The following is a 20,909-nucleotide window of genomic DNA, read 5'->3' as shown; positions in this document are numbered from 1 at the left end:
AGAAAATGCAAAACAAAGGAATTGTAATTTGTACAGCCGTCTTGCTGACGCTTGCAAGCATTTTTTATCTCTCGTTCTCGTTTGCAACGGCCTATTATGACCGTCAGGCAGCGAAGATAAAAGATCCTATTGCCCAACAGGATTATAAAGATTCTGTGAAATATCTGGGCATTTACTCTTATCAAAAGTGCTTAGAAACGCAGATAGGACTTGGACTTGACCTCAAAGGAGGTATGAATGTCATTCTCGAAGTCTCGGTGCCTGATGTGTTAGAGACCTTGGCTGATCACAAAACAGATGCAGCTTTCACCAAATCAATGGCTGAAGCGCGTGCAGAAGAAGAGAAGAGTCAGAGCGACTTTATCTCGCTTTTTGTGAAATATTACCACAAGAACGCACCCGGACATCGCTTAGCCGAGCTCTTCGCAACGCAGCAATTGCAAGGTAAAGTGAACCCACAAAGCTCGGACTCTGAAGTAGAACGCGTGCTAAGAGCGGAAGTTCAGACCGCTATCGATAATGCATTCATGGTCGTTCGCACACGTATCGACAAATTTGGTGTGGTACAACCCAACATACAAAAGCTCGAAGGACAGACAGGGCGCATCATGGTTGAGATGCCAGGCATCAAAGAACCCGAGCGTATGCGTAAGCTGTTGCAAGGAAGTGCCAACTTAGAGTTCTGGGAAACCTACAATGCAGATGAGGTTATCCCCTATCTCCAACAGTTAGACACCCGCTTAGTAGCTGGCGAATCAGCCGACACTACAAGCCAAGCAAAGGCCGAAAAAGCGCCACAAGCTGCAGCAAAGAAGCCTGCAAAACTGCAATTAGGCAAGGCAACCGATAAGGGTTCGGCTACACAAGACAAAGCTTTATTGGAACAAGCCCACAAGGAACACCCCTTGTTGTCGCGCTTACAAACCACTGGAGCCAATGCTTTGGCCCTCGTAGGTTATGCCAGTGTGCGCGACACTGCCGCTATTAACAAGTGCATTCATGGCACAGAAGCCAAGCAAGTGTTGCCTGCTGACTTGAAATTGTTGTGGAGTGCAACACCTGAAGATGGCGTAACAGCTAAGAACATCTATGGTCTTTATGCCATTAAAGTGAATACTCCTAATGGCCAAGCGCCTTTAGAAGGCGACGTAGTGACCGATGCTAAGGACGGCTTTAACCATGTTACGGGTCAGCCTGAGGTATCGATGACGATGAATAGTGATGGCGCTCGCCGCTGGGCTGCCCTCACAAAGGCCAATGTTGGCCGCGCCATTGCCATCGTTTTGGATGGTGTTGTCTACTCCGCTCCACGTGTAAACGGCGAGATTGATGGTGGTTCAAGTGCCATAACCGGTAACTTTACCGTTGAAACCACCAAGGATTTGGCCAACACTTTGAAGTCGGGTCGCATGCCAGCTCCTGCAAGAATTGTGCAAGAAGAGGTGGTAGGTCCTACGCTTGGTGCCGCATCTATCCAACAAGGTATTGAGTCGTTTGCCATCGCTTTCGTGTTGTTGATTGTCTACATGGTGCTGATGTACAACTTCGTTCCTGGCATGATTGCCAACCTTGCATTGGTAGTTAACGTGTTCTTCACGCTGGGTATCCTCACATCTTTCCAAGCAGCGCTCACCATGTCGGGCATAGCGGGTATGGTATTGTCATTGGGTACGGCCGTAGATGCCAACGTATTGATTTACGAGCGCATTAAAGAAGAGTTGCGATTAGGCAAGGGAATGAAGCAAGCTGTAGCCGAAGGATATGGCAATGCCTTCTCGGCTATCTTCGACTCCAACCTCACTTCATTGATAACGGGTGTCATTTTATATATCTTTGGCACAGGACCTATCCAGGGGTTTGCCACCACTTGGATTATAGGTATCGTTTGTTCGTTCTTCACTTCAGTATTCTTGACCCGCTTGGTTTACGAGCATCAGCTCAACAAAGGACGCTGGGAGCACCTCAAATATTGGACACCTTTCAGCAAGAACCTCATGCAAGACAAGCACTATAAGTTCATGACCATGAGCAAAAGCACCTTTGGTGTGACCATCATCTTGGCGCTTGTCTTCATCGGAAGCTTCTTTGTTCGCGGCTTAGCACAAAGCATTGACTTCACAGGTGGCCGTAACTATGTGGTGCAATTTGAGAAACCTACCGAGCCCGAACAGGTGAGAGAGGTGCTCAATCACATTTTCCCCGGCTGCACATCGAATGCACTTTCGTTGGGAACGGACAACAAAACGATTCGTATTTCAACCAACTATAAGATTGAATCCAACAGTCCTACCATCGACGATCAGGCCGAAACGCTGCTCTATAACGGTTTGAAGAAAGCCGGAATGGTGAGCCAAAAGAGCGTAGAGGCATTCAAAAATCCTGACGTTCGCGCAGGAGGTTCCATCATTAGCAGTTCAAAAGTGGGTCCATCGGTAGCCAAAGATGTCACCTATGGCGCCATCATCAGCGTGCTTATTGCGCTGATTGCCATCTTCCTTTATATCTTAGTGCGCTTCCGCAACGTAGCGTTCTCGGTGGGATCTACCGTGGCATTGGCCTTTGATGCCCTCGTGGTTATCGGCCTATTCTCCCTCCTTCAGGGTGTGTTGCCATTCTCTTTGGAGGTCGACCAAACCTTCATCGGTGCCGTGTTGACCGTCATTGGTTACTCTATCAACGATAAAGTGGTGGTATTCGACCGCATTCGTGAGAACTTGAAACTACATCCTAAACAGGATATTCAGGTACTCTTCAACGATTCTATCAACCAAACGCTGGCACGAACCATCAACACTTCGTTCTCTACGTTGATTGTGTTGCTCGTGATTTTGTTCCTCGGTGGTAAGAGCATCCAGCCATTTGCGTTCGCGATGACCTCGGGTGTTGTCTTCGGAACACTCTCTTCTATCTTCATTGCCAGCCCAATTGCTTACTTGGTGATGGGCAGAAAGATTCAATCTTTAGATGGAAATGTAGAGATGGCTGACGCAAAAGCGTAAACAAAAGAAAATCAATTAGTTTTAGTTTTTTCATATACGGCTGTTGATGTGCGAACATCAGCAGCCGTTTTTGTATTCTATTGCCCACGAAACCCGTGAAAAAAACTTCATCATTTACTTGCTTGGCACACATTTTTTTGCTATTATTGCAACCAAAAAGAAATCAACGTCTTTCAGACTTAAACATTTATCACACAATAGCAATGGAGATTCAACAGCTCAGTTACAGCTATCCTCGGCAGTCAACGCCTGTGTTTAGCGACTTCAATCTCACGCTTTCGCCCGGCAAAATCTATGGTTTGTTGGGGCCGAATGGCGCGGGAAAATCCACCTTATTATATATAATGGCCGGTTTGTTGGCGCCCCAAACTGGGCAAGCCACGCTTGATGGGGTGAATGTGCGGCGCAGAAAGCCCTCCACGATGTGCGAGATTTTCCTCGTTCCCGATGAGTTTGAACTGCCCAACGTGTCGCTTTTAGACTATGTCAAGACCAACAGTGTGTTCTATCCCCGCTTTTCTTTAGACGACATGAATGCCTATTTGCAAACCTTTGGTATGACAAACGACGTGCGGCTCTCGGCCTTATCGCTCGGTCAACGCAAAAAGATTTTCATGGCCTTTGCCATGGCTACGCACGCCAAAGTGTTGTTGATGGACGAGCCAACCAACGGCCTTGACATCACGAGCAAGCAGCAATTCCGCGACTTTATCCGCCAAGGCAGCCACGAAAGTCAGCTCATCGTCATCTCCACCCATCAGGTGAAAGACGTGGAAAGCATCCTCAACCACGTGTTGTTGATGGACAGAAGCGAGATTATCCGCAACGAAGCCATCGACGGAACCATCGATTTAGAAACTTATTTCATTGAAGCAACCAAAGGAAGGGAGGCCCATCATGACTAACAATTTCTTCGCTTGGCACCGTTTTTGGTGCTATTTCAAAAAGCTGTGGATGGAACATCGCAGCCAATTCTATATCGCTACGGGCATCACTTTCGGTGTGTTGCTCATGGTGATGCTCGCTACCTTCTTCCTCACTTGCAGCCATAACGACGGCCAAGTGCTCGATGCCTATCAGGTAATCAGCATGGCTGCCACCATCAGTGGTTGGGCATCGTTCATCTATATGATTGTGATGATTGTGGCCGCCTCACAATTTTTCAGCGACGGCAAGCTCAAATCGGGTCGCATCCACGTGCTCACCACCCCCGTAAGCATGTTCGAAAACTGGCTGGCACGCGTCTGTTTGTTCGTCGTGGCCTACATCATCATGTTCCATGTCGTGTTCAACGTCGTCGAATTGCTGCACGCCTTGCTCATGACCACCGTCCACTATGAGGGATCAATGCTGTGGGGTGGCATCGGCCATATCAGCTTTGATACCGACCATTATTGGGATATATGGTTCTATTTCAACGCCTTCTACGCTTTCCTCATCACCACTTACATGCTCGGCAGCGTGGTGTTTTTGCGCCGATCGCTGCTGCTCACCACCATCACCCTGCTCATTTTGCTGTTCACCGGTGGCATTTTCACGCTGTTTATTGGCTTCGAACGCATTGAAAATGGCCTTCACTTCTTCTATTGGTTAGCCTTCCTTTCGGTGGCCAACCTATGGCTATCCTACCGTCGCTTGTGTGAAATGGAAATTAAAAACCGAAGATAATAGGAGGAAACGCAAATGAAAACAACCACAAAAATCATCCTTGCTCTCATCGTTTTGAGCTACATGGTGTGGGGATTCTGCATAGGACATGACACCAAAGCTGAGACAATCACATTCAATACAGCTGCCCGTCAGACGCTCAACCTTCATGATTTGAAGGGCATCCAGTTTGTTGCACCCCCCAATGAAGGCCCTGAAGACTACTCGTTGGATAACGTTTTGCTCATCGTTGACGACAAACGAACGGATATTCTCGTCGACTATCCGCGTGAACTCTTCCAAACAAAAATGCAAAATGGACAGCTCACCCTCTCACCTTCGCCAAGCTTCGCCACAGCACATGCGCAAGGAAACTACGAGCTTACCGATGCCACAACCAAAAATGCAGCCACCTCTGACACCATAGAGACCTCAACTGATGAGCAAAACATCGTCATTCGGCTCTATATGCCCACGGCTCAAGCGCTCAAACTGCTGCAATCGCCCAACGCACTGCGCGCATTGAGCATGGTAGGCGTACAACATCTGGTGACCAAGAGCCTCACCCTGCAACAGAATACCGATGTCACCCTGATGCAATGCCGCATCGGCGATGCCAAAATCAATGTGGGGGTCAATAAATTTGAGTTGCAAGGCACCCGAATAAACAACATGGTTATCAAGATGTTGAATGACACAGAGAACAATTCTCAAACGTTTTATGCTGACGATGACCACTCGTTTGTCGACAACTTGCTCATTCAAGGGAGCTGCAATAGCTCATTCACTTATTCACGCTATGGCCACATCATGATTGAAAGTACCGGCAATACGCCTTCTTCTGTAACCTTGGATGGCCTGAAAGGGCGCGTCAAACTGAAATAAATGGTGGACGAAACGCAGCAGAAAATCGATGAAGCGTTTATGCAAAAAGCGCTCTTCGAAGCCCAAAAGGCAGCCGAAGCCGGCGAGGTTCCTATCGGAGCTGTGGTGGTTTGTCGCGGAAAAATCATCAGCCGTGCACACAATCTCACCGAGACTTTGCACGATGTTACCGCCCATGCCGAGATGCAAGCCATCACTGCTGCAGCCGATTCATTGGGCGGAAAATACCTCCCCGACTGCACACTCTACGTCACAGTGGAACCCTGTTCGATGTGTGCGGCGGCCTTAGGTTGGGCACAAATGGGGCGCATTGTTTATGGAACGCCCGACGAGAAGCGCGGCTATCGCCTCTATGCCCCCCGCGTTTTGCACCCCAAAGCCACCGTCACACAAGGCGTTTTGGCCGAAGCGTGCCGCCAACTCATGCAGCAATTCTTTCAACAACGGCGCTGATGTGCCGCGAAAAATCCACATGCAAACACGAAAAGAAAAATAAAAACAACATAACAACAGTTGAACATGACAAAAATTCCAGCTCAGAAACTCCCTTGGGAGGAGCGCCCTCAAGGCAGCAAAGACGTGATGTGGCGCTATAGCCATAACCCCATCATCGGCCGATATGACATTCCCACGTCTAACAGCATCTTCAATAGTGCCATCGTTCCGTTTGAAAACGGCTTCGCAGGGGTGTTCCGTTGCGACAACAAAGCCGTGCAAATGAATATCTTTGCAGGCTTCAGCGACGACGGCATCCATTGGAAAATCAACGAAGAACCCATCGTTTTCGAGGCGGGCAACACGCAGATGATTGCCTCGGAATACAAATACGACCCACGGGTGACGTGGCTTGAAGACCGTTATTGGATTACTTGGTGCAATGGTTACCACGGTCCTACGATTGGCCTTGGCTACACATTCGACTTCAAAACGTTCTATCAGTGCGAGAATGCCTTCCTGCCATTCAACCGCAATGGCGTGCTCTTCCCCGAAAAAATCAATGGCAAGTATGCCCTTCTGAGTCGTCCCAGTGACAATGGCCACACACCTTTCGGCGACATCTACCTCAGTTTCAGTCCCGATATGAAGTATTGGGGCGAGCATCGTTGCGTCATGTCGCCCACTCCTTTCCCACAAAGTGCCTGGCAATGCACGAAGATTGGCGCCGGGCCAGTGCCCTTCTTGGTTGACGAAGGCTGGCTTTTGTTCTATCATGGTGTCATCACCACGTGCAATGGTTATCGCTATTCCATGGGTGCTGCCATCTTGGATAAGGAGCATCCCGAGCGCGTTCTCTATCGCACACAGCCCTATCTGCTCGCGCCCAACGCCCCCTATGAGCTGCAAGGCGACGTGGCCAACGTGATTTTCCCCTGTGCAGCGCTCCACGATGGCGAGCGTGTGGCTGTCTATTATGGAGCTGCCGACACCGTTGTAGGCGTGGCTTTTGGCTACATTCGCGAGATTGTAGACTTCATCAAAGCCAACAACTGTGCCGAGTAGGGCGCGACCTTGCGGGGTAAAAGCATAGCCTTTGCCCCACAATTTGCATGTCTTTACCCTACAATCTATTGCAGATTATGGGGCAAAGTGCGTGCTTTTCTCGCACAATATTCGTATATTTGCAACTGACCTACAAAGGTCATCACCCTACTAACCCTTTTTAAAATGAAAAAGAACCTCATGATTGCCTTGTGCATGGCGTGCCATTTCGGTGCGTTGCAAGCTGTTCATACACCCAAAATAGAGCCGGTCGACTTGGTCAACCCGTTCATTGGCACGTCGAATTTGGGCACCACCAACCCTGGAGCCATCTGTCCTAACGGGCTGATGTCGGTAGTTCCGTTCAATGTTATGGGTTCCGATGAGAACAAATGCGATAAAGATTCGCGCTGGTGGTCAACGCCTTACGAGTTCCACAACGTGTTTTTCACAGGCTTTTCCCATGTCAACCTCAGCGGCGTTGGCTGCCCCGATGTGGGTTCTTTGTTGCTGATGCCCACCACAGGCAAGCTCAATGTCGATTATAAAGAATATGGCAGTCACTACAAAGACGAGGTGGCTCGTCCGGGCTATTACAGCAATTTCTTGGTGAAACACGGCGTGAAAACCGAGGTAACTGCCACCCTTCGCACTGCCTGCGAGCGCTTTACGTTCCCCAAAGGCGAAAGCCATTTGTTGCTTAACCTTGGCGAAGGTCTCACGAAAGAGTCGGGAGCCATGGTGAAACAGGTGAGCCCCACCGAGTATGAGGGCATGAAACTGCAAGGCGCCTTTTGCTATTACGCTCAAGCCGTGTTCCCCATTTACTTCGTGATGCGCGTGAACAAGGTGCCACAAAGTGCCGGTTACTGGAAAAAGCAACGCGAACGGACGGGCAAACAGGCTGAATGGTTCCCCGACAGAGGACAATATAAGCTCTACACGGCCTATCAAAAAGAGATGGCCGGCGACGATATTGGCGTCTATATGAACTTCAACACCACCGACAACGAGGTGATTGAGGTGCAAATGGGCGTATCGTTTGTCAGCATAGCCAACGCACGTGAGAATCTCAACGCCGAGCAAAAGGGAAAAGATTTCAACACCATTGCGCAAGAAGCACGGCAGAAATGGAACGCCGACCTGTCGAGAATTGAAATCGAAGGTGGCACCAAAGACCAGCAAACCATTTTCTACACGGCACTCTATCACACCCTCATCCATCCCAACATCCTCCAAGATGTCAACGGACAATATCCGGCTATGGAGAGCAATCGCGTGCTTACGCAGCACGAAGGCAACCGCTACACGGTGTTCTCGCTGTGGGACACCTACCGCAACCTGCATCAATTCATGACGCTTGTCTATCCCAATCGCCAGCGCGACATGATTAAATCGATGATCAGTATGTATGATGAGAGCGGCTGGTTGCCCAAATGGGAGCTCTTTGGACGCGAGACTTACACGATGGAAGGCGACCCTTCGATTCCCGTTATCGTGGACTGTTGGCTGAAAGGGCTGCGCGGTTACGACATCAACAAGGCCTACACGGCCATGAAAAAGGGTGCCACAACCGACGAAAAGAACAATCCGCTGCGCCCCGACAACAACGAATATGTGGAGAAAGGCTATATTTCGCTGCGCGATTCATTCGACAATTCGGTGTCGCACGCGTTGGAATATTACATTGCCGACAATGCTTTGTCGCGCTTGGCAGCCGCTTTAGGACACAAAGCCGATGCAAAGCTGTTCTATAACCGCTCGATGGGCTACCGACATTACTTCAGTAAGGAGTTCAATATGTTGCGCCCCATCCTGCCCAATGGAAAGTTTTATAGTCCATTCAACCCGCTACAAGGTGCCAACTGGGAACCTTCTCCGGGCTTTCATGAGGGCAATGCGTGGAACTATACGTTCTATGTGCCCCACGATATCTATGGGTTGGCCAAGCTCATGGGCGGTAAAAAGCGCTTCATCGAGCAGCTTCAGTCGGTGTTTGACCGCGGAAACTACGACCCAACCAACGAGCCTAACATCGCTTATCCATTCCTTTTCTCCTATTTTAAAGGTGAGGAATGGCGCACACAGGTGCTCACCCATCAGCTGTTGCAAACCTATTTCAAGAACAGTCCCGAGGGACTTCCTGGCAATGATGACACGGGAACGATGTCGGCTTGGGCGCTTTTCAGCATGATGGGCTTCTATCCTGACTGCCCAGGTGAACCGGCTTACACGCTCACCTCGCCCGTTTTTGACAAGATTACGCTGCACCTCGATGCCCAACAATGGGGCAAAGACAAGCTCGTTATAGAGACCCAGCGCAGCAATCCACAAGCCGTGCGCATCGAAAAGATGGAGGTTGGCGGCCAACCTTGGACGGCCTACCGCATCAACCACAGCGACTTGGTGAAGGCAGGCACATTGAAATTCATCTTAAAATAATAATCCTCATCGTGGCGCCGAGGGCGAAAGGCGCCACACTTACCTATTCTTAATGAAATGAAGACCTTGATAAAATTTTGTTTTAGCCTCTTGATGGGCGCCTGTTTCCTCACCGAATCACGCGCACACAACATCATTCCCAAACCCCAAAGCATCGTGATGGGAAAAGGATCGATAGCCGTTAGTCAGCTCACCGCTGCACAAACCAATCTCAAAGGCGAAGACTTTACACAGCTACAAAACTATCTTTCACAAACCATGGGCATTCAGTTGCGCCGCGGTAACAACAGCATCGTGCGCAAAACCCATCTCTATCCGCTGCGATTATTCTGCACCGGCACGCCCGAACAGGCACGTATGGCGGCCGACAGTGTGCGCCTTCAGGGCTATAAGCTCACCATTTCGCGCCGTGGAGTGTTCATCAAAGCCCTCACACCGATGGGACTTTTCTATGGATTGCAGACGCTTCAGCAACTCAAAGAGAACGGAAGACTGCCCCATGTGCACATCACCGACTATCCAAAATATCCCTATCGCGGCATCATGATCGACTGTTCGCGCCACTTCTTCCCCATCGATGTGCTCAAAAAGCAGCTCGATGCAATGGCCTATTACAAGCTCGATCGGTTCCATTGGCATTTGGTTGATGGTGGCGGATGGCGCTTAGAAATCAAGAAATACCCCCGTTTAATCGAGGAAGCGGCCTATAGAACCATGGAAGATTGGCACAAATGGTGGAATGAAGGCATTAGAACCTTCTGCAAAAAGGATGTTCCTGGCGCCTACGGAGGTTATTATACGCAAGATGAAGTGCACGACCTCGTAGCCTATGCTGCCGCTCGTCACATCACCGTTATACCCGAAATCGAGATGCCTGGACATAGCAATGAGGTGCTATGGGCCTATCCTTCGCTCGCATGTGAGGGCAAAGTGCATGGCCAATCCGACTTCTGTGTGGGCAAAGACAGCACCTATCAATTCTTAAAAGATGTGCTCTATGAGGTCATGGACTTATTTCCTTCGTCGTATATCCACATTGGTGGTGACGAAGCGGGGCGCAAAACATGGGAGACTTGCCCCGATTGTCAGCGCGAAATGCAAGCCAATGACTTGAAGACTACGGCTGAACTGCAAGGTCATTTCACGGAGAAGATGGAACAATTCCTCAACGCCCATGGCCGAAAACTCATGGGATGGGATGAAATTATGGAAGGGAAGCTCGCGCCCAATGCTGCCGTTATGTCATGGAGAGGCTTTGAAGCTGGGCTCGAAGCTGCACGAAAAGGCCACCCTGTAGTGATGACTCCCGGCCAATTCTGCTATTTTGACCATTACCAAGATGCGCCAATGACCCAACCAAAAGCACAAGGTGGCTACGTAACATTGGAAAAAACGTACAGCTATAACCCACTTCCTGATAGCTGTCGGACACCACAAACCGAAGCCTGTCTTGAGGGATTGCAGGGAAATCTGTGGACAGAATATGTACCAACGCCACAACATTTGGAATATATGCTCTATCCACGGGCATTAGCTTTGGCCGAAGTGGGCTGGACAAGTGGACATAAAAACTATGCCAAGTTCCGCAAACGGGCGCTCCATGCCGTTGACTTTCTGCAACAAAAAGGCTACCATCCCTTCGATTTAACCCAGGAAGTGGGTGATCGAAAGGAGTTCCGCTTGGGTATGAATCACGAGGCTTTGCATAAGAAAGTAACCTATTTAAGTCGCTATACCCCAAAATATCGTGCCGAAGGTGACAGCACATTAACCAACGGACGCGGTGGAAACTGGGGCTATGTCAACGGCAGATGGCAAGGTTTTATCGACCCCAAAGGCATTGATGTCATCATTGATATGGAGAAAATCACTCCTATCAACGACGTGCAAATCAACTTCATGCAACAGCCTGCCAGCATGATTTACACCCCTTCTTCGGTACAGATTGAAGTGTCAAACGATGGAAAGAACTTCGTAGAAATTAACAAAACAACCTGCGACATTCAGCCTTCTGCGGGCTATCTCATCTACCCTTACCAATGGAAAGGATCGGCAAAAGGTCGCTATGTGCACGTCAAAGCCGCATTGCATGAGCCCGATAGCTGGCTCTTCATCGACGAAATTATGATTAATCGAAAATAAATTACATATGAAAAAAATTATCCTTGCCCTGTTCTTGCTCAGCACTTTCCACGCGAAAGCTGCCGACACCCTATATATAAAGCAGCCACAAGTGCCCATTTTGATTGAGCGTCACGACAATGTGTTGCTGCTCATGCGCCTCAAAGCCACTGAAACCAGGACTTTAGACAACATCGAACTCACGCTCGACAACAGCCTTCCGCTCAATCAAATAAAGGCCATCAAGCTCTATTATGGTGGCACTGATGCCCGACAATATGACAACAAGTTGCGCTTTGCCCCTGTAGATTACGTCACAGGTTTCACACCTGGCAAAACCTTGCGTGCCATTCCATCGTATGTGGTGTTGCGAAGTGAGTTACAACCCACCATTCATCGTCTCACCTTACCAGCCAAACAATCGCTCTTTCCGGGTGTAAATTACTTCTGGGTGAGCATCGAAATGCAACCCGATGTGCCCCTAAAAGCAACGTTAAATGCCGCCATCACAGAGGCCATTGCCGATGGAAAAGCCCTGCCACTCGTCGACACTTCGGCACGCGATATACAACGGAGAATGGGTATAGGCGTGCGCCATGCTGGTGACGATGGCGTGACAGCCTATCGCATTCCGGGCTTAGTGACGACAAACAACGGCACGCTTTTGGGTGTCTATGATGTGCGTTACAACAGCAGCACCGACCTGCAAGAGCACATTGACGTGGGACTTAGCCGCAGCATTGATGGCGGAAAGACGTGGGAACCCATGCGCTTGCCCTTAGCTTTTGGTGAGAATGGCGGTCTTCCTGCGGCACAAAATGGTGTCGGCGACCCCGCTATTCTCGTGGACAAAACCAACAACACGTGTTGGGTTGTGGCCGCTTGGACCCACGGAATGGGCAACCAACGCGCATGGGTTAGCTCTAAACCCGGCATGGATAAAGACCACACGGCACAGCTAGTGATGGCAAAAAGCACCGACGATGGGCGCACATGGTCGGCTCCTATCAACCTCACAGCCCAGCTAAAGCAACCCGAATGGTACTTTTTCTTCCAAGGACCAGGGCGCGGAATCACCTGCAAAGACGGCACATTGGTGTTTGCCATGCAGTTTATTGATAAAGACCGTGTACCCCATGCCGGCATTTTGTATAGCAAAGACCATGGAGAAACATGGGCCATCTCTTCACCAGCATGCTATAATACCACCGAAGCGCAGGTGGCAGAGCTGCCTTCGGGCGAACTGATGCTCAACATGCGCAACCAAAGTGGCGGCGGAAGAGCCGTTTACACCACACGCGATTGGGGAAAAACCTGGCAGGAACACTCCTCAAATATCAAAGCCTTGCAAGAGCCCATCTGCATGGCAAGCCTCATCAGTGTGCCCGCAAAAGACAACATTCTGGGCAAAAACATCTTGCTGTTCTCCAATCCCAATGACCCCAAAGACCGCCGAAACATCACCATTAAGCTGAGTTTCGACGATGGAAAAACATGGGAAGCCTCACACCAGGTGCTGCTCGACGACGACTATGGCTGGGGCTATTCCTGCCTGACGATGATTGATCGCGAGACGGTGGGCATCCTTTATGAGAGCAGTGTAGCTCATATGACCTTCCAAGCCATCTCACTCAAAGACTTTGTGGGTGGCAAAACGGCAGTTAAAGTCAAGCCAACGGTTCGTAAGCGGGGTTCCGTTTGCCTGACGGAATGAGGTATGTGGGGCAACAGCACACAGGCTCTGGCCAACCACACCCACGCAAATGGTTGAACAAAATGGTGCAAATTGTGTGGCAATATCGCATAGATTGCAATGCTATATCACACAGTTTGCTCTGCAATATAGCCCACTTTACCCGAGGTCGCACAGCGAGATTCAAAAATAACACAGAGAAATCAATCAGTAAACGATTATAACAATGAAACAAATGTTTTTGGGACTCATGCTCCCACTCATAGCCGTTGTGGGCACACAGGCTGCCATTCAGCCCGCCACAAACGACTACACACAATATGTTAACCCCTTTATTGGCACAGGAGGACACGGACATGTGTTCCTCGGAGCCAATGTCCCGTTTGGTCATATCCAAGCAGGTCCCACGCAAAAGAAGCAGGGTTGGGACTGGTGTTCGGGCTATCACTACAGCGACTCCATCATCATCGGCTTCGGACAGTTGCACCTTAGCGGAACAGGCATCGGCGATTTGGGCGACATAGCCCTGCTGCCTGTGACGAAAAGCAATGTGCGCGAGGTGAAATTCTCCCACAAAGCCGAGTATGCTACGCCAGGTTATTACGCCGTAACCTTGGCCAATGGTGTGCGTGTTGAGCTCACCGCTACCCAACGAACCGCCTTTCATCGCTACACGTTTCCGGCCGATGCCCGACAAGAACAAGTGGTGCTCGACTTGGCACAAGGCGTGGGTTGGGACAAAATGACGGCTTGCACCCTGCAGCAAGAAGGGCAGAACACCATCGTAGGCTCGCGTTTTTCAACAGGATGGGCAAAGGACCAGCGCGTGTTTTTCGTAGCCGAATTTTCACAACCCATCACCCATTGTACCAAAGAAGGCGACTCGTTGAGTGTGCTTTCCTTTGAACCCACAGGACAACCCCTCATGGTAAAGGTGGGCATTTCGAGTGTGAGCATTGACAATGCGCGTAAGAATTTGCAGCAAGAATTGCCCAACTGGAACTTCAATGCCATGGTGACGGAGGCACAAACCGCCTGGAACAAAGAGTTGGGAAAGATTTCCATTGAGACCGATAATGCCACTGACAAACGCATTTTTTACACCAGCTTGTACCACACGATGACTGCTCCTTCGGTGTTTAATGATGTCAATGGCGAGTACAGAGGTGCCGATGGCAAGACCTATCATGGCGACTTTACGCCCTATACCACCTTCTCACTATGGGACACTTATCGTGCAGCACACCCCTTGATGACACTCATTCATCCCGAAAAGCAGCGCGACATTGCCGAAACCATGCTACACATTACGCAACAACAGGGGCGACTTCCGGTGTGGTTTCTGGAGGGAAACGAGACCGATTGCATGGTGGGCAACCCTGGAGTTCCTGTGATTGTAGACATTGCTTTGAAAGGATTCGATGTAGATAAGCGTGCCATTTTGGAAGCAGCCAAGAAGACCCAGCTCAATGGTGACCGCGGTTTAGATCTGCTAAAGAAATATGGTTACCTGCCTTATGACCTTGACCCCACCAACGAAACCGTGGCCAAAGGTTTGGAATATGCACTGGCTGATGGTAGTATTGCCAAGTTAGCGAAGGAACTAAAGGATGAAAAAGACTACCAATGTTTCCACAAGCGCAGCCAATCCTATCGCGATTTCTACTTCGACAAGAAGACAAAGTTCATGCGGGGCGTTGATTCTAAAGGCCATTTCCGCGAACCTTTCGACCCCTTTAAGGTCATTCACCGCGCTGATGACTACACAGAAGGCACAGCATGGCAATATATTTGGCTCGTTCCTCATGATGTTAGGGGGCTCATTTCGGTCTTCGGTGGCGACAAACCCTTTGTCAATAAGCTCGACTCCCTGTTCATTGTGAAAGGCGATATGGGCAAGGATGCCTCGCCAGACATCACTGGTTTGATTGGACAATATGCGCATGGCAACGAGCCCAGCCACCACATTATCTACCTTTATGACTACGCCGGCCAGCCTTGGAAGACGGCTTCGCGCGTGCGTGAAGTGCTGAAAACGATGTATCATGACAACATCGACGGGCTAAGTGGCAACGAAGACGTGGGTCAAATGTCGGCTTGGTATGTGCTTTCTGCCTTGGGTCTCTATCAAGTTGAGCCTGCAGGCGGCCGCTATGTGTTTGGTTCGCCCCTCTTTCATGAAGCTACTTTGCAGGTAGGCAAGGGCAAAACGTTCCAAATTGTAGCCCACAACAACAGCGCAGAAAACATGTATATTCAGCGTGCTACGCTCAATGGCAAACCCTATTCACGCGCCTATATCGACTTTAAAGATATCGTTCGCGGCGGAAAGTTAGAATTTTTCATGGGCAACAAGCCCTCAAACTTCGGCGTGAAGCCCAGCGATCGCCCCTAAAACAGAATGATAAACCATTTTAAACATAGCATTTATGACAGACGAAAAAGAAATTTTCGACATCCTTTCGGTGTTCCAACTGCAGGGCACCATTAAGAAAGTAGCTCCCATTGGCAATGGGCTCATCAACGAAACCCTCAAAGTAACAACAGCCGAAGCGGCGCAACCCGATTACATTTTGCAACGCATCAACCATCAAGTGTTTCAAGATGTCGACCTGTTGCAGCACAACATCGAGGCCGTTACAGCACACATCCGCAAGAAATTGCTGGCACAAGGCGAGACCGATGTGGACAGAAAATGCCTACGTTTCATTGCAACAACCGACGGAAAGACCTATCATCGCGACGCCAAAGGGCAATATTGGCGCGTAAGTGTATTCATTCCCGATGCCTATACCCATGAGGAAGTGAACGCAGAAAGCTCATTCTCGTGCGGAAAAGCTTTCGGAGACTTCGAGAAAATGCTGGTCGATTTGGCCGAACCCCTTGGCGAAACCATCCCCAACTTCCACAACATGGAGTTGCGTTTGCAGCAGTTTAAGGAAGCTATTGCGGCAGATAAGGCAAAAAGAGTGAGCAAAGTGAACGACATCATCACCACTTTACTGCGCGATGGCGACGAGATGTGCCAGGCAGAACGCCTATATCGTGAAGGAAAATTGCCTAAACGCCTGTGTCATTGCGACACAAAGGTGAACAACATGATGTTTGATGCCGAAGGAAATGTGCTGTGTGTCATCGATTTAGACACCGTTATGCCAAGCTTTGTCTTCTCAGATTACGGCGATTTTCTGCGCACTGGAGCCAACTTTGTGGCCGAAGATAGCGACGATTACGCATCTGTGGGCTTCAACGACGTTATCTTTAAGGCTTTCACCGAAGGCTATTTAAGTAGCGCTTCATCCTTCCTAACGCCTACAGAGATAAGTCTTTTGCCCTTCGCAGCAGCACTTTTCCCCTACATGCAATGCGTACGTTTCTTGACAGACTATCTCAATGGTGACACCTATTACAAAATAAAATATGACGAACACAACTATGTGCGCGCCAAAAATCAGCTGCTCCTCTATCAAGATGTGCGCAAAAAAGAACCTATGATGACCGAATTTATCCATCAAACCCTCAAACAATGAAAGAACTTCAAGTGCCCGAAATAGCCTGTCTCAAAGCAGAAGCCGAGGCTATTCCCGCGTTGTTCAAAAGCGAACACGTACCCTATCAGCTCATTGCCACTGCCAATTGGCATGAAACCTATCCTCATCAGCCCGAAGTGCGCTTTGCTATGGCTCACAACAATCATGCCATTTTCTTGCATTTTTGTGTGCAAGAAGACTATGCACGTGCTGTGGTTGATACCGATGGTGGCCACGTTTGGGAAGATTCATGTTGCGAATTTTTCGTGAGTCCAGATGACAAAACGGGCTATTACAACTTAGAGACCAACTGCATCGGTCGTGCTTTGCTCTGCCATGGCGCAGGAAGAGAAGGACGAAAGCCCGCTCCTAATAGCGTGATGCAGGCCATTCAGCGGTGGACTTCGTTGGGAACGGCCCCCTTCCCTACACGAGAAAGCTGCACAGCTTGGCAACTTGCGCTCGTCATCCCCACGACATCATTCTTCGATGACAACATAACAGAGCTGTCAGGACGCACAATGCGAGCCAATTTCTATAAGTGTGGCGACAAAACTTTGCAGCCCCATTTCCTGTCATGGAGCCCCATTCAATCCGAGAAACCCGATTTCCATCGTCCCGAAGACTTTGGAATCATCAACTTTTTATAATATTAAAATGTGGGGAGATGCACCATTTAGGAGTGCATCTCCCTCTTTTTGATTCATTTTTGCCGTTCAGATTATCCTCCAAAATCGCAACATCACATGCACATTCCGCGCACTTATCCGCTATTCTTGGGACTGCTTTCATGCGGCATGGTCTGTCTTTTGTTGGGTTGTTCGCACCCCAAGCAGCCGCAAAGGACTATCCAAAACGCGCCCATCACACGGCTAAACGCTCCCAACGACAGTGCCATCGTCGCCCGACGCGTTACTGAAATCTATGGTTTTCTTTGCAAAAGTATGAACGATTCCAACGTAGAAGCCCCAGACAAAGCTGCTTTTGAACAACGTTTTTGTTCGCGAGCATGGAACGAAGAAGGCAAAAAGGTGGCCCAAATTGATGCACGTCATCCCGGAGAGATAGGCCTTTGGGACTATGGTTACTGGATACAAGCGCAAGATTACGCCCACCTTTCTTTCCGCAATGTGCGCGTTGTTTCTATCGAAAATCATCAAACGGCACGCGTGAAGCTCATTCTTCACAACGGCGAAGACGTGCCCCTTGAACTGAAAATGGTGAAAGAACAGGGACTATGGCGCATTGACGACCTGATAGACGCATCCAATCCGCGCGGTATTCGTGCCGCACAAGCACAATATATCCGCGAAAATCCTTAATCCTTTTGCACCCGATTCCGCTTCAAAGCCCCACCCTAACGGCAACCGTGTTCAACAAAAGAATAGCAAGAATGTAGCCTTTCACCCCAAAAACAGAACCCAACAGTACCCCAACACCACATCTTTTTTGTGGCTTTGTAGTGCCTTTCGCCACCATCTTTGGCATAAAGGCACAGCATGATTTCACCAAACAACCCAAGAAAATGAAAAGAACCATCGTAGGAAAAGACTTTATCAAATGGCATCCCCACATTAAAGACGATTCAACCAACCTCTCGTATGCGCGGTTTGCCAACCAACTTATAAAAATTATTGAGGGACATATCGCCGACAAATCGCCTGAAAAAATCGTTGAAATAGCATGCACCATTGCCCTGTATATGGAAGATATTGTGGGCGAATTGGGCATTTGGCAAAGTTTTATCACCCTGCATAAGCAGCTTTATGGTCGCTATCTGCCCTTTTTCGAGGTCAATGAAGAGACCTATTTCATCAATGAACCCAACATAGAAGACATTCAATTCTTAGTTTGGAAAACGCTCTCGGCCGACCCTACGCACATTGTTCACCCCGTAAATCTCTATATTTACGAGCTTTCGAAAGACCTTTTCAATTATTGTGAGGAGCGTTTCGAACTGCTTCCCATCCATGAAGCGTCACAACCCTTGTTACGTTATCTCTTCGAACACAACATGTTGCCCAACATCCGTTTCCCTTATTTAGAAGGAGATGCTACCCTTGCTCATCAATTAGTGGCCGAAAACTGGGACTTTTTAGCTCGCTTCTTGAAAGAAAATGACTACGAAGCATAGGCCATCGCCAAAGGATTGTTGTGCCATCGCAGCCCTAACGCGTGATAAAAGCTATCATTTTCGCTTACAAAAGCATAGAGATGAGGACTTAATTTGCGGCAAATTGCAACGCAATCTCCACCCTTTTTCTTTTCCGTCACAAAAAGATACCAAAGTAATCGCTATCAAATGACATCCACACCCACTATTTTTTGTAACTTTGTAAGCACAAAATGCAGAAACACTTAAAAAGCGCTTCCACCATGTTTGACTTCGATACATTCTATGTTTTGTGGTACACCCGTGCTAAACATTTTGCGACTTTTTACCTGAAGGATGAGGAGGCTGCCAAAGATGTGGTGCAAGATGTGTTTTTAAAACTCTACGAGCGGTGTCCTCTTTTTGAAGAAACACATAGCGAAATAGGCTATCTCTTCATCGCGTTGAAGCATGCTTGTCTCAGCGTGTTGCGCCAACGACTGCACACCCTGCAATGCACATCCGTCGAAACACTCACAGATAGGCAAGAACTGCGGCTCTATGAAAGTGCATTAGCACAAACATTCACCGAATTTCAAGACGAAACCCACCTGCAACAACGCATTGAAAACGCTATCAACCAACTTCCACCCCGCTGCAAAGAAATTTTCATCTTGCGGAAATTCCACCATCTGTCACAGAAAGAAGTGGCTCAGACACTTGCCATCTCTACCCACTCTGTTGAAACACAAATGGGCATTGCCTATGCCAAACTGCGCAAAACATTGCAAAACATAAGACCACTGCTCGTACTGTTAGGGCTATAAAGCAGAATGCTTTATTCCTTAAAAGAACTTAAAAGTAGATTTTTCCTTGCACTTCTTTTAGCGGATTTTACCTCAATAGACGTATTATACCAAGACAATGACGCACACCAACGAACAAATCATCGCCTACTTACAAGGAAAACTCACGCCACAAGAGCGGGCGACCTTGCTGGAAGAAGCACAGCACGACGAGGCTTTGCGCAAGGCTATCATGGCACAAATGGAAACCAGTGCCCTGCTGTTTCTCCACGAATCGCAAGCCGACGTGGAGGAAGGCCAGCAACAACTTCGCACCTTCAAAACAAGACTGCGGCGCAAAAGATGGCTACACGCCGCCAAACAAAGCTGGCGTTATGCTGCTGTTTTGCTCATGGGCATGCTCACCATGTGGTTCTTCCTGCCTAAACCAACCCCCACTAAGCCCACGCTCAGCATGCAAACGCTGCGTGTCCCCTATGGGCAACACTGCCAAATGACGCTCCCCGACGGCAGTAAAGTGTGGTTAAACGCCAACACAACCCTGCGTTTTGCCACACCTTTTGTGGACAAGCGCCACTTGTTTTTGCAGGGAGAGGCACTCTTTGATGTAGCCAAAAATAAGCAATTACCCTTTGTGGTGACAGCAAATGGCGTGAATATCGAGGCATTGGGCACGCGTTTCCATGTAAAAAACTATGCCGGGACACCACTCTGCGTATCACTTTTGCGGGGTAGTGTGCGTGTGTTTCGAACAGAAGCACCCCGAAAGAGTGTCCTTTTGCAGCCCCATGAAAGCATCATGGCTACCGATACGGGATTTGTAGCCCTGCATTTTGACGAAGAAATGAATCTGTGGCAACAAGGAATGTTATCATTTCAATCGGCCTCTTTAGCAACCATTATTCAAGATTTGAAACAATATTATGGTGTAAAAATCAGTATCAAAAATCGCAACATCTTACAAACTCATTATTCAGGTCGCTTTAGAACGAGCGATGGAGCAGCAGAAATACTACGCGTATTGAGCTGTATGAATGGTTTTCGAGTGAGTGAAAACAAGAAAAATAATGAAATTATCATCCAGTAATCGAACAGAAAGGAGGTATAAACGGCACATAGAACCTAAACAACCCCGTGGTTAACAGCATGTAAGAACATGCCAACCCAGACGTCTACATAAAGAAATAACAAACAAACTATATCTCATTTACAACT

16 protein-coding genes are annotated in these 20,909 nt (G+C 48.8%); all 16 read left to right on the top strand.

Annotation, left to right across the window (positions count from 1 at the left end; all coding sequences use genetic code 11):
• Nucleotides 1-5 precede the first annotated feature (5 nt).
• Nucleotides 6-2,999 (top strand): protein translocase subunit SecDF, encoded by a 2,994-nt coding sequence (secDF, locus tag X919_RS0114145; RefSeq protein ID WP_028900674.1) that lies wholly within the window; start codon nt 6-8, stop codon nt 2,997-2,999.
• 203 nt (nt 3,000-3,202) lie between these two features.
• Nucleotides 3,203-3,904, top strand: coding sequence for an ABC transporter ATP-binding protein (locus X919_RS0114140; protein WP_028900673.1), 702 nt, complete (start codon nt 3,203-3,205; stop codon nt 3,902-3,904).
• A gap of 49 nt (nt 3,905-3,953) precedes the next feature.
• Nucleotides 3,954-4,667, top strand: coding sequence for a hypothetical protein (locus tag X919_RS0114135; RefSeq protein WP_155949746.1), 714 nt, complete (start codon nt 3,954-3,956; stop codon nt 4,665-4,667).
• Between the two features lie 15 nt (nt 4,668-4,682).
• Nucleotides 4,683-5,531, top strand: coding sequence for a hypothetical protein (locus tag X919_RS0114130; RefSeq protein WP_028900671.1), 849 nt, complete (start codon nt 4,683-4,685; stop codon nt 5,529-5,531).
• Nucleotides 5,532-5,984, top strand: coding sequence for a nucleoside deaminase (locus X919_RS0114125; protein ID WP_172642749.1), 453 nt, complete (start codon nt 5,532-5,534; stop codon nt 5,982-5,984).
• 66 nt (nt 5,985-6,050) lie between these two features.
• On the top strand, nt 6,051-7,031 hold the full coding sequence (locus X919_RS0114120; protein WP_028900669.1) for a glycoside hydrolase family 130 protein: 981 nt from the start codon (nt 6,051-6,053) through the stop codon (nt 7,029-7,031).
• A gap of 165 nt (nt 7,032-7,196) precedes the next feature.
• Nucleotides 7,197-9,452 (top strand): GH92 family glycosyl hydrolase, encoded by a 2,256-nt coding sequence (locus X919_RS0114115; RefSeq protein WP_028900668.1) that lies wholly within the window; start codon nt 7,197-7,199, stop codon nt 9,450-9,452.
• Nucleotides 9,453-9,509: 57 nt separating this feature from the next.
• The gene (locus X919_RS0114110; RefSeq protein ID WP_028900667.1) at nt 9,510-11,594 is read left to right on the top strand and encodes a glycoside hydrolase family 20 protein; all 2,085 of its coding nucleotides are present in this window, start codon (nt 9,510-9,512) and stop codon (nt 11,592-11,594) included.
• 7 nt (nt 11,595-11,601) lie between these two features.
• A complete protein-coding gene (locus X919_RS0114105) occupies nt 11,602-13,287 on the top strand; it encodes a sialidase family protein (RefSeq protein WP_028900666.1) in 1,686 nt (561 codons plus the stop codon).
• A 205-nt stretch (nt 13,288-13,492) separates the two neighbouring features.
• Nucleotides 13,493-15,661, top strand: coding sequence for a GH92 family glycosyl hydrolase (locus tag X919_RS0114095; RefSeq protein WP_028900664.1), 2,169 nt, complete (start codon nt 13,493-13,495; stop codon nt 15,659-15,661).
• Nucleotides 15,662-15,695: 34 nt separating this feature from the next.
• The gene (locus X919_RS0114090; RefSeq protein WP_028900663.1) at nt 15,696-16,796 is read left to right on the top strand and encodes a phosphotransferase enzyme family protein; all 1,101 of its coding nucleotides are present in this window, start codon (nt 15,696-15,698) and stop codon (nt 16,794-16,796) included.
• Nucleotides 16,793-17,446 (top strand): carbohydrate-binding family 9-like protein, encoded by a 654-nt coding sequence (locus X919_RS0114085; RefSeq protein WP_028900662.1) that lies wholly within the window; start codon nt 16,793-16,795, stop codon nt 17,444-17,446. Before X919_RS0114090 ends, X919_RS0114085 begins: the two co-directional genes overlap by 4 nt.
• Nucleotides 17,447-17,542: 96 nt before the next feature.
• Nucleotides 17,543-18,118: a DUF3828 domain-containing protein gene (locus tag X919_RS0114080; RefSeq protein WP_028900661.1), complete on the top strand. Its 576-nt coding sequence runs from the start codon at nt 17,543-17,545 to the stop codon at nt 18,116-18,118.
• A gap of 203 nt (nt 18,119-18,321) precedes the next feature.
• On the top strand, nt 18,322-18,930 hold the full coding sequence (locus X919_RS0114075; protein WP_155949745.1) for a DUF3843 family protein: 609 nt from the start codon (nt 18,322-18,324) through the stop codon (nt 18,928-18,930).
• A 212-nt stretch (nt 18,931-19,142) separates the two neighbouring features.
• A complete protein-coding gene (locus X919_RS0114070) occupies nt 19,143-19,715 on the top strand; it encodes an RNA polymerase sigma-70 factor (protein WP_051502559.1) in 573 nt (190 codons plus the stop codon).
• Nucleotides 19,716-19,812: 97 nt separating this feature from the next.
• Nucleotides 19,813-20,781, top strand: a complete 969-nt coding sequence (locus X919_RS0114065) for a FecR domain-containing protein (protein WP_028900658.1) — start codon at nt 19,813-19,815, stop codon at nt 20,779-20,781.
• Nucleotides 20,782-20,909: the final 128 nt, after the last annotated feature.

Source organism: Prevotella sp. HJM029, assembly GCF_000599605.1.
In the GTDB taxonomy this organism is placed as follows: domain Bacteria; phylum Bacteroidota; class Bacteroidia; order Bacteroidales; family Bacteroidaceae; genus Prevotella.
The sequence above is the reverse complement of the archived record's forward strand: the minus strand, read 5'-3'. Positions and strand labels throughout refer to the sequence as shown.

Excerpts from the sequence above, each read along its gene's own strand:
- X919_RS0114120 (WP_028900669.1), top strand. The coding sequence starts at position 6,051 with ATGACAAAAATTCCAGCTCAGAAACTCCCTTGGGAGGAGCGCCCTCAA.
- X919_RS0114065 (WP_028900658.1), top strand. The coding sequence starts at position 19,813 with ATGACGCACACCAACGAACAAATCATCGCCTACTTACAAGGAAAACTC.
- X919_RS0114085 (WP_028900662.1), top strand. The coding sequence starts at position 16,793 with ATGAAAGAACTTCAAGTGCCCGAAATAGCCTGTCTCAAAGCAGAAGCC.
- X919_RS0114070 (WP_051502559.1), top strand. The coding sequence starts at position 19,143 with ATGCAGAAACACTTAAAAAGCGCTTCCACCATGTTTGACTTCGATACA.
- X919_RS0114110 (WP_028900667.1), top strand. The coding sequence starts at position 9,510 with ATGAAGACCTTGATAAAATTTTGTTTTAGCCTCTTGATGGGCGCCTGT.
- X919_RS0114135 (WP_155949746.1), top strand. The coding sequence starts at position 3,954 with ATGGAACATCGCAGCCAATTCTATATCGCTACGGGCATCACTTTCGGT.
- X919_RS0114095 (WP_028900664.1), top strand. The coding sequence starts at position 13,493 with ATGAAACAAATGTTTTTGGGACTCATGCTCCCACTCATAGCCGTTGTG.
- X919_RS0114075 (WP_155949745.1), top strand. The coding sequence starts at position 18,322 with ATGAAAAGAACCATCGTAGGAAAAGACTTTATCAAATGGCATCCCCAC.
- X919_RS0114130 (WP_028900671.1), top strand. The coding sequence starts at position 4,683 with ATGAAAACAACCACAAAAATCATCCTTGCTCTCATCGTTTTGAGCTAC.
- X919_RS0114125 (WP_172642749.1), top strand. The coding sequence starts at position 5,532 with ATGGTGGACGAAACGCAGCAGAAAATCGATGAAGCGTTTATGCAAAAA.
- X919_RS0114115 (WP_028900668.1), top strand. The coding sequence starts at position 7,197 with ATGAAAAAGAACCTCATGATTGCCTTGTGCATGGCGTGCCATTTCGGT.
- X919_RS0114090 (WP_028900663.1), top strand. The coding sequence starts at position 15,696 with ATGACAGACGAAAAAGAAATTTTCGACATCCTTTCGGTGTTCCAACTG.
- secDF (WP_028900674.1), top strand. The coding sequence starts at position 6 with ATGCAAAACAAAGGAATTGTAATTTGTACAGCCGTCTTGCTGACGCTT.
- X919_RS0114140 (WP_028900673.1), top strand. The coding sequence starts at position 3,203 with ATGGAGATTCAACAGCTCAGTTACAGCTATCCTCGGCAGTCAACGCCT.
- X919_RS0114080 (WP_028900661.1), top strand. The coding sequence starts at position 17,543 with ATGCACATTCCGCGCACTTATCCGCTATTCTTGGGACTGCTTTCATGC.
- X919_RS0114105 (WP_028900666.1), top strand. The coding sequence starts at position 11,602 with ATGAAAAAAATTATCCTTGCCCTGTTCTTGCTCAGCACTTTCCACGCG.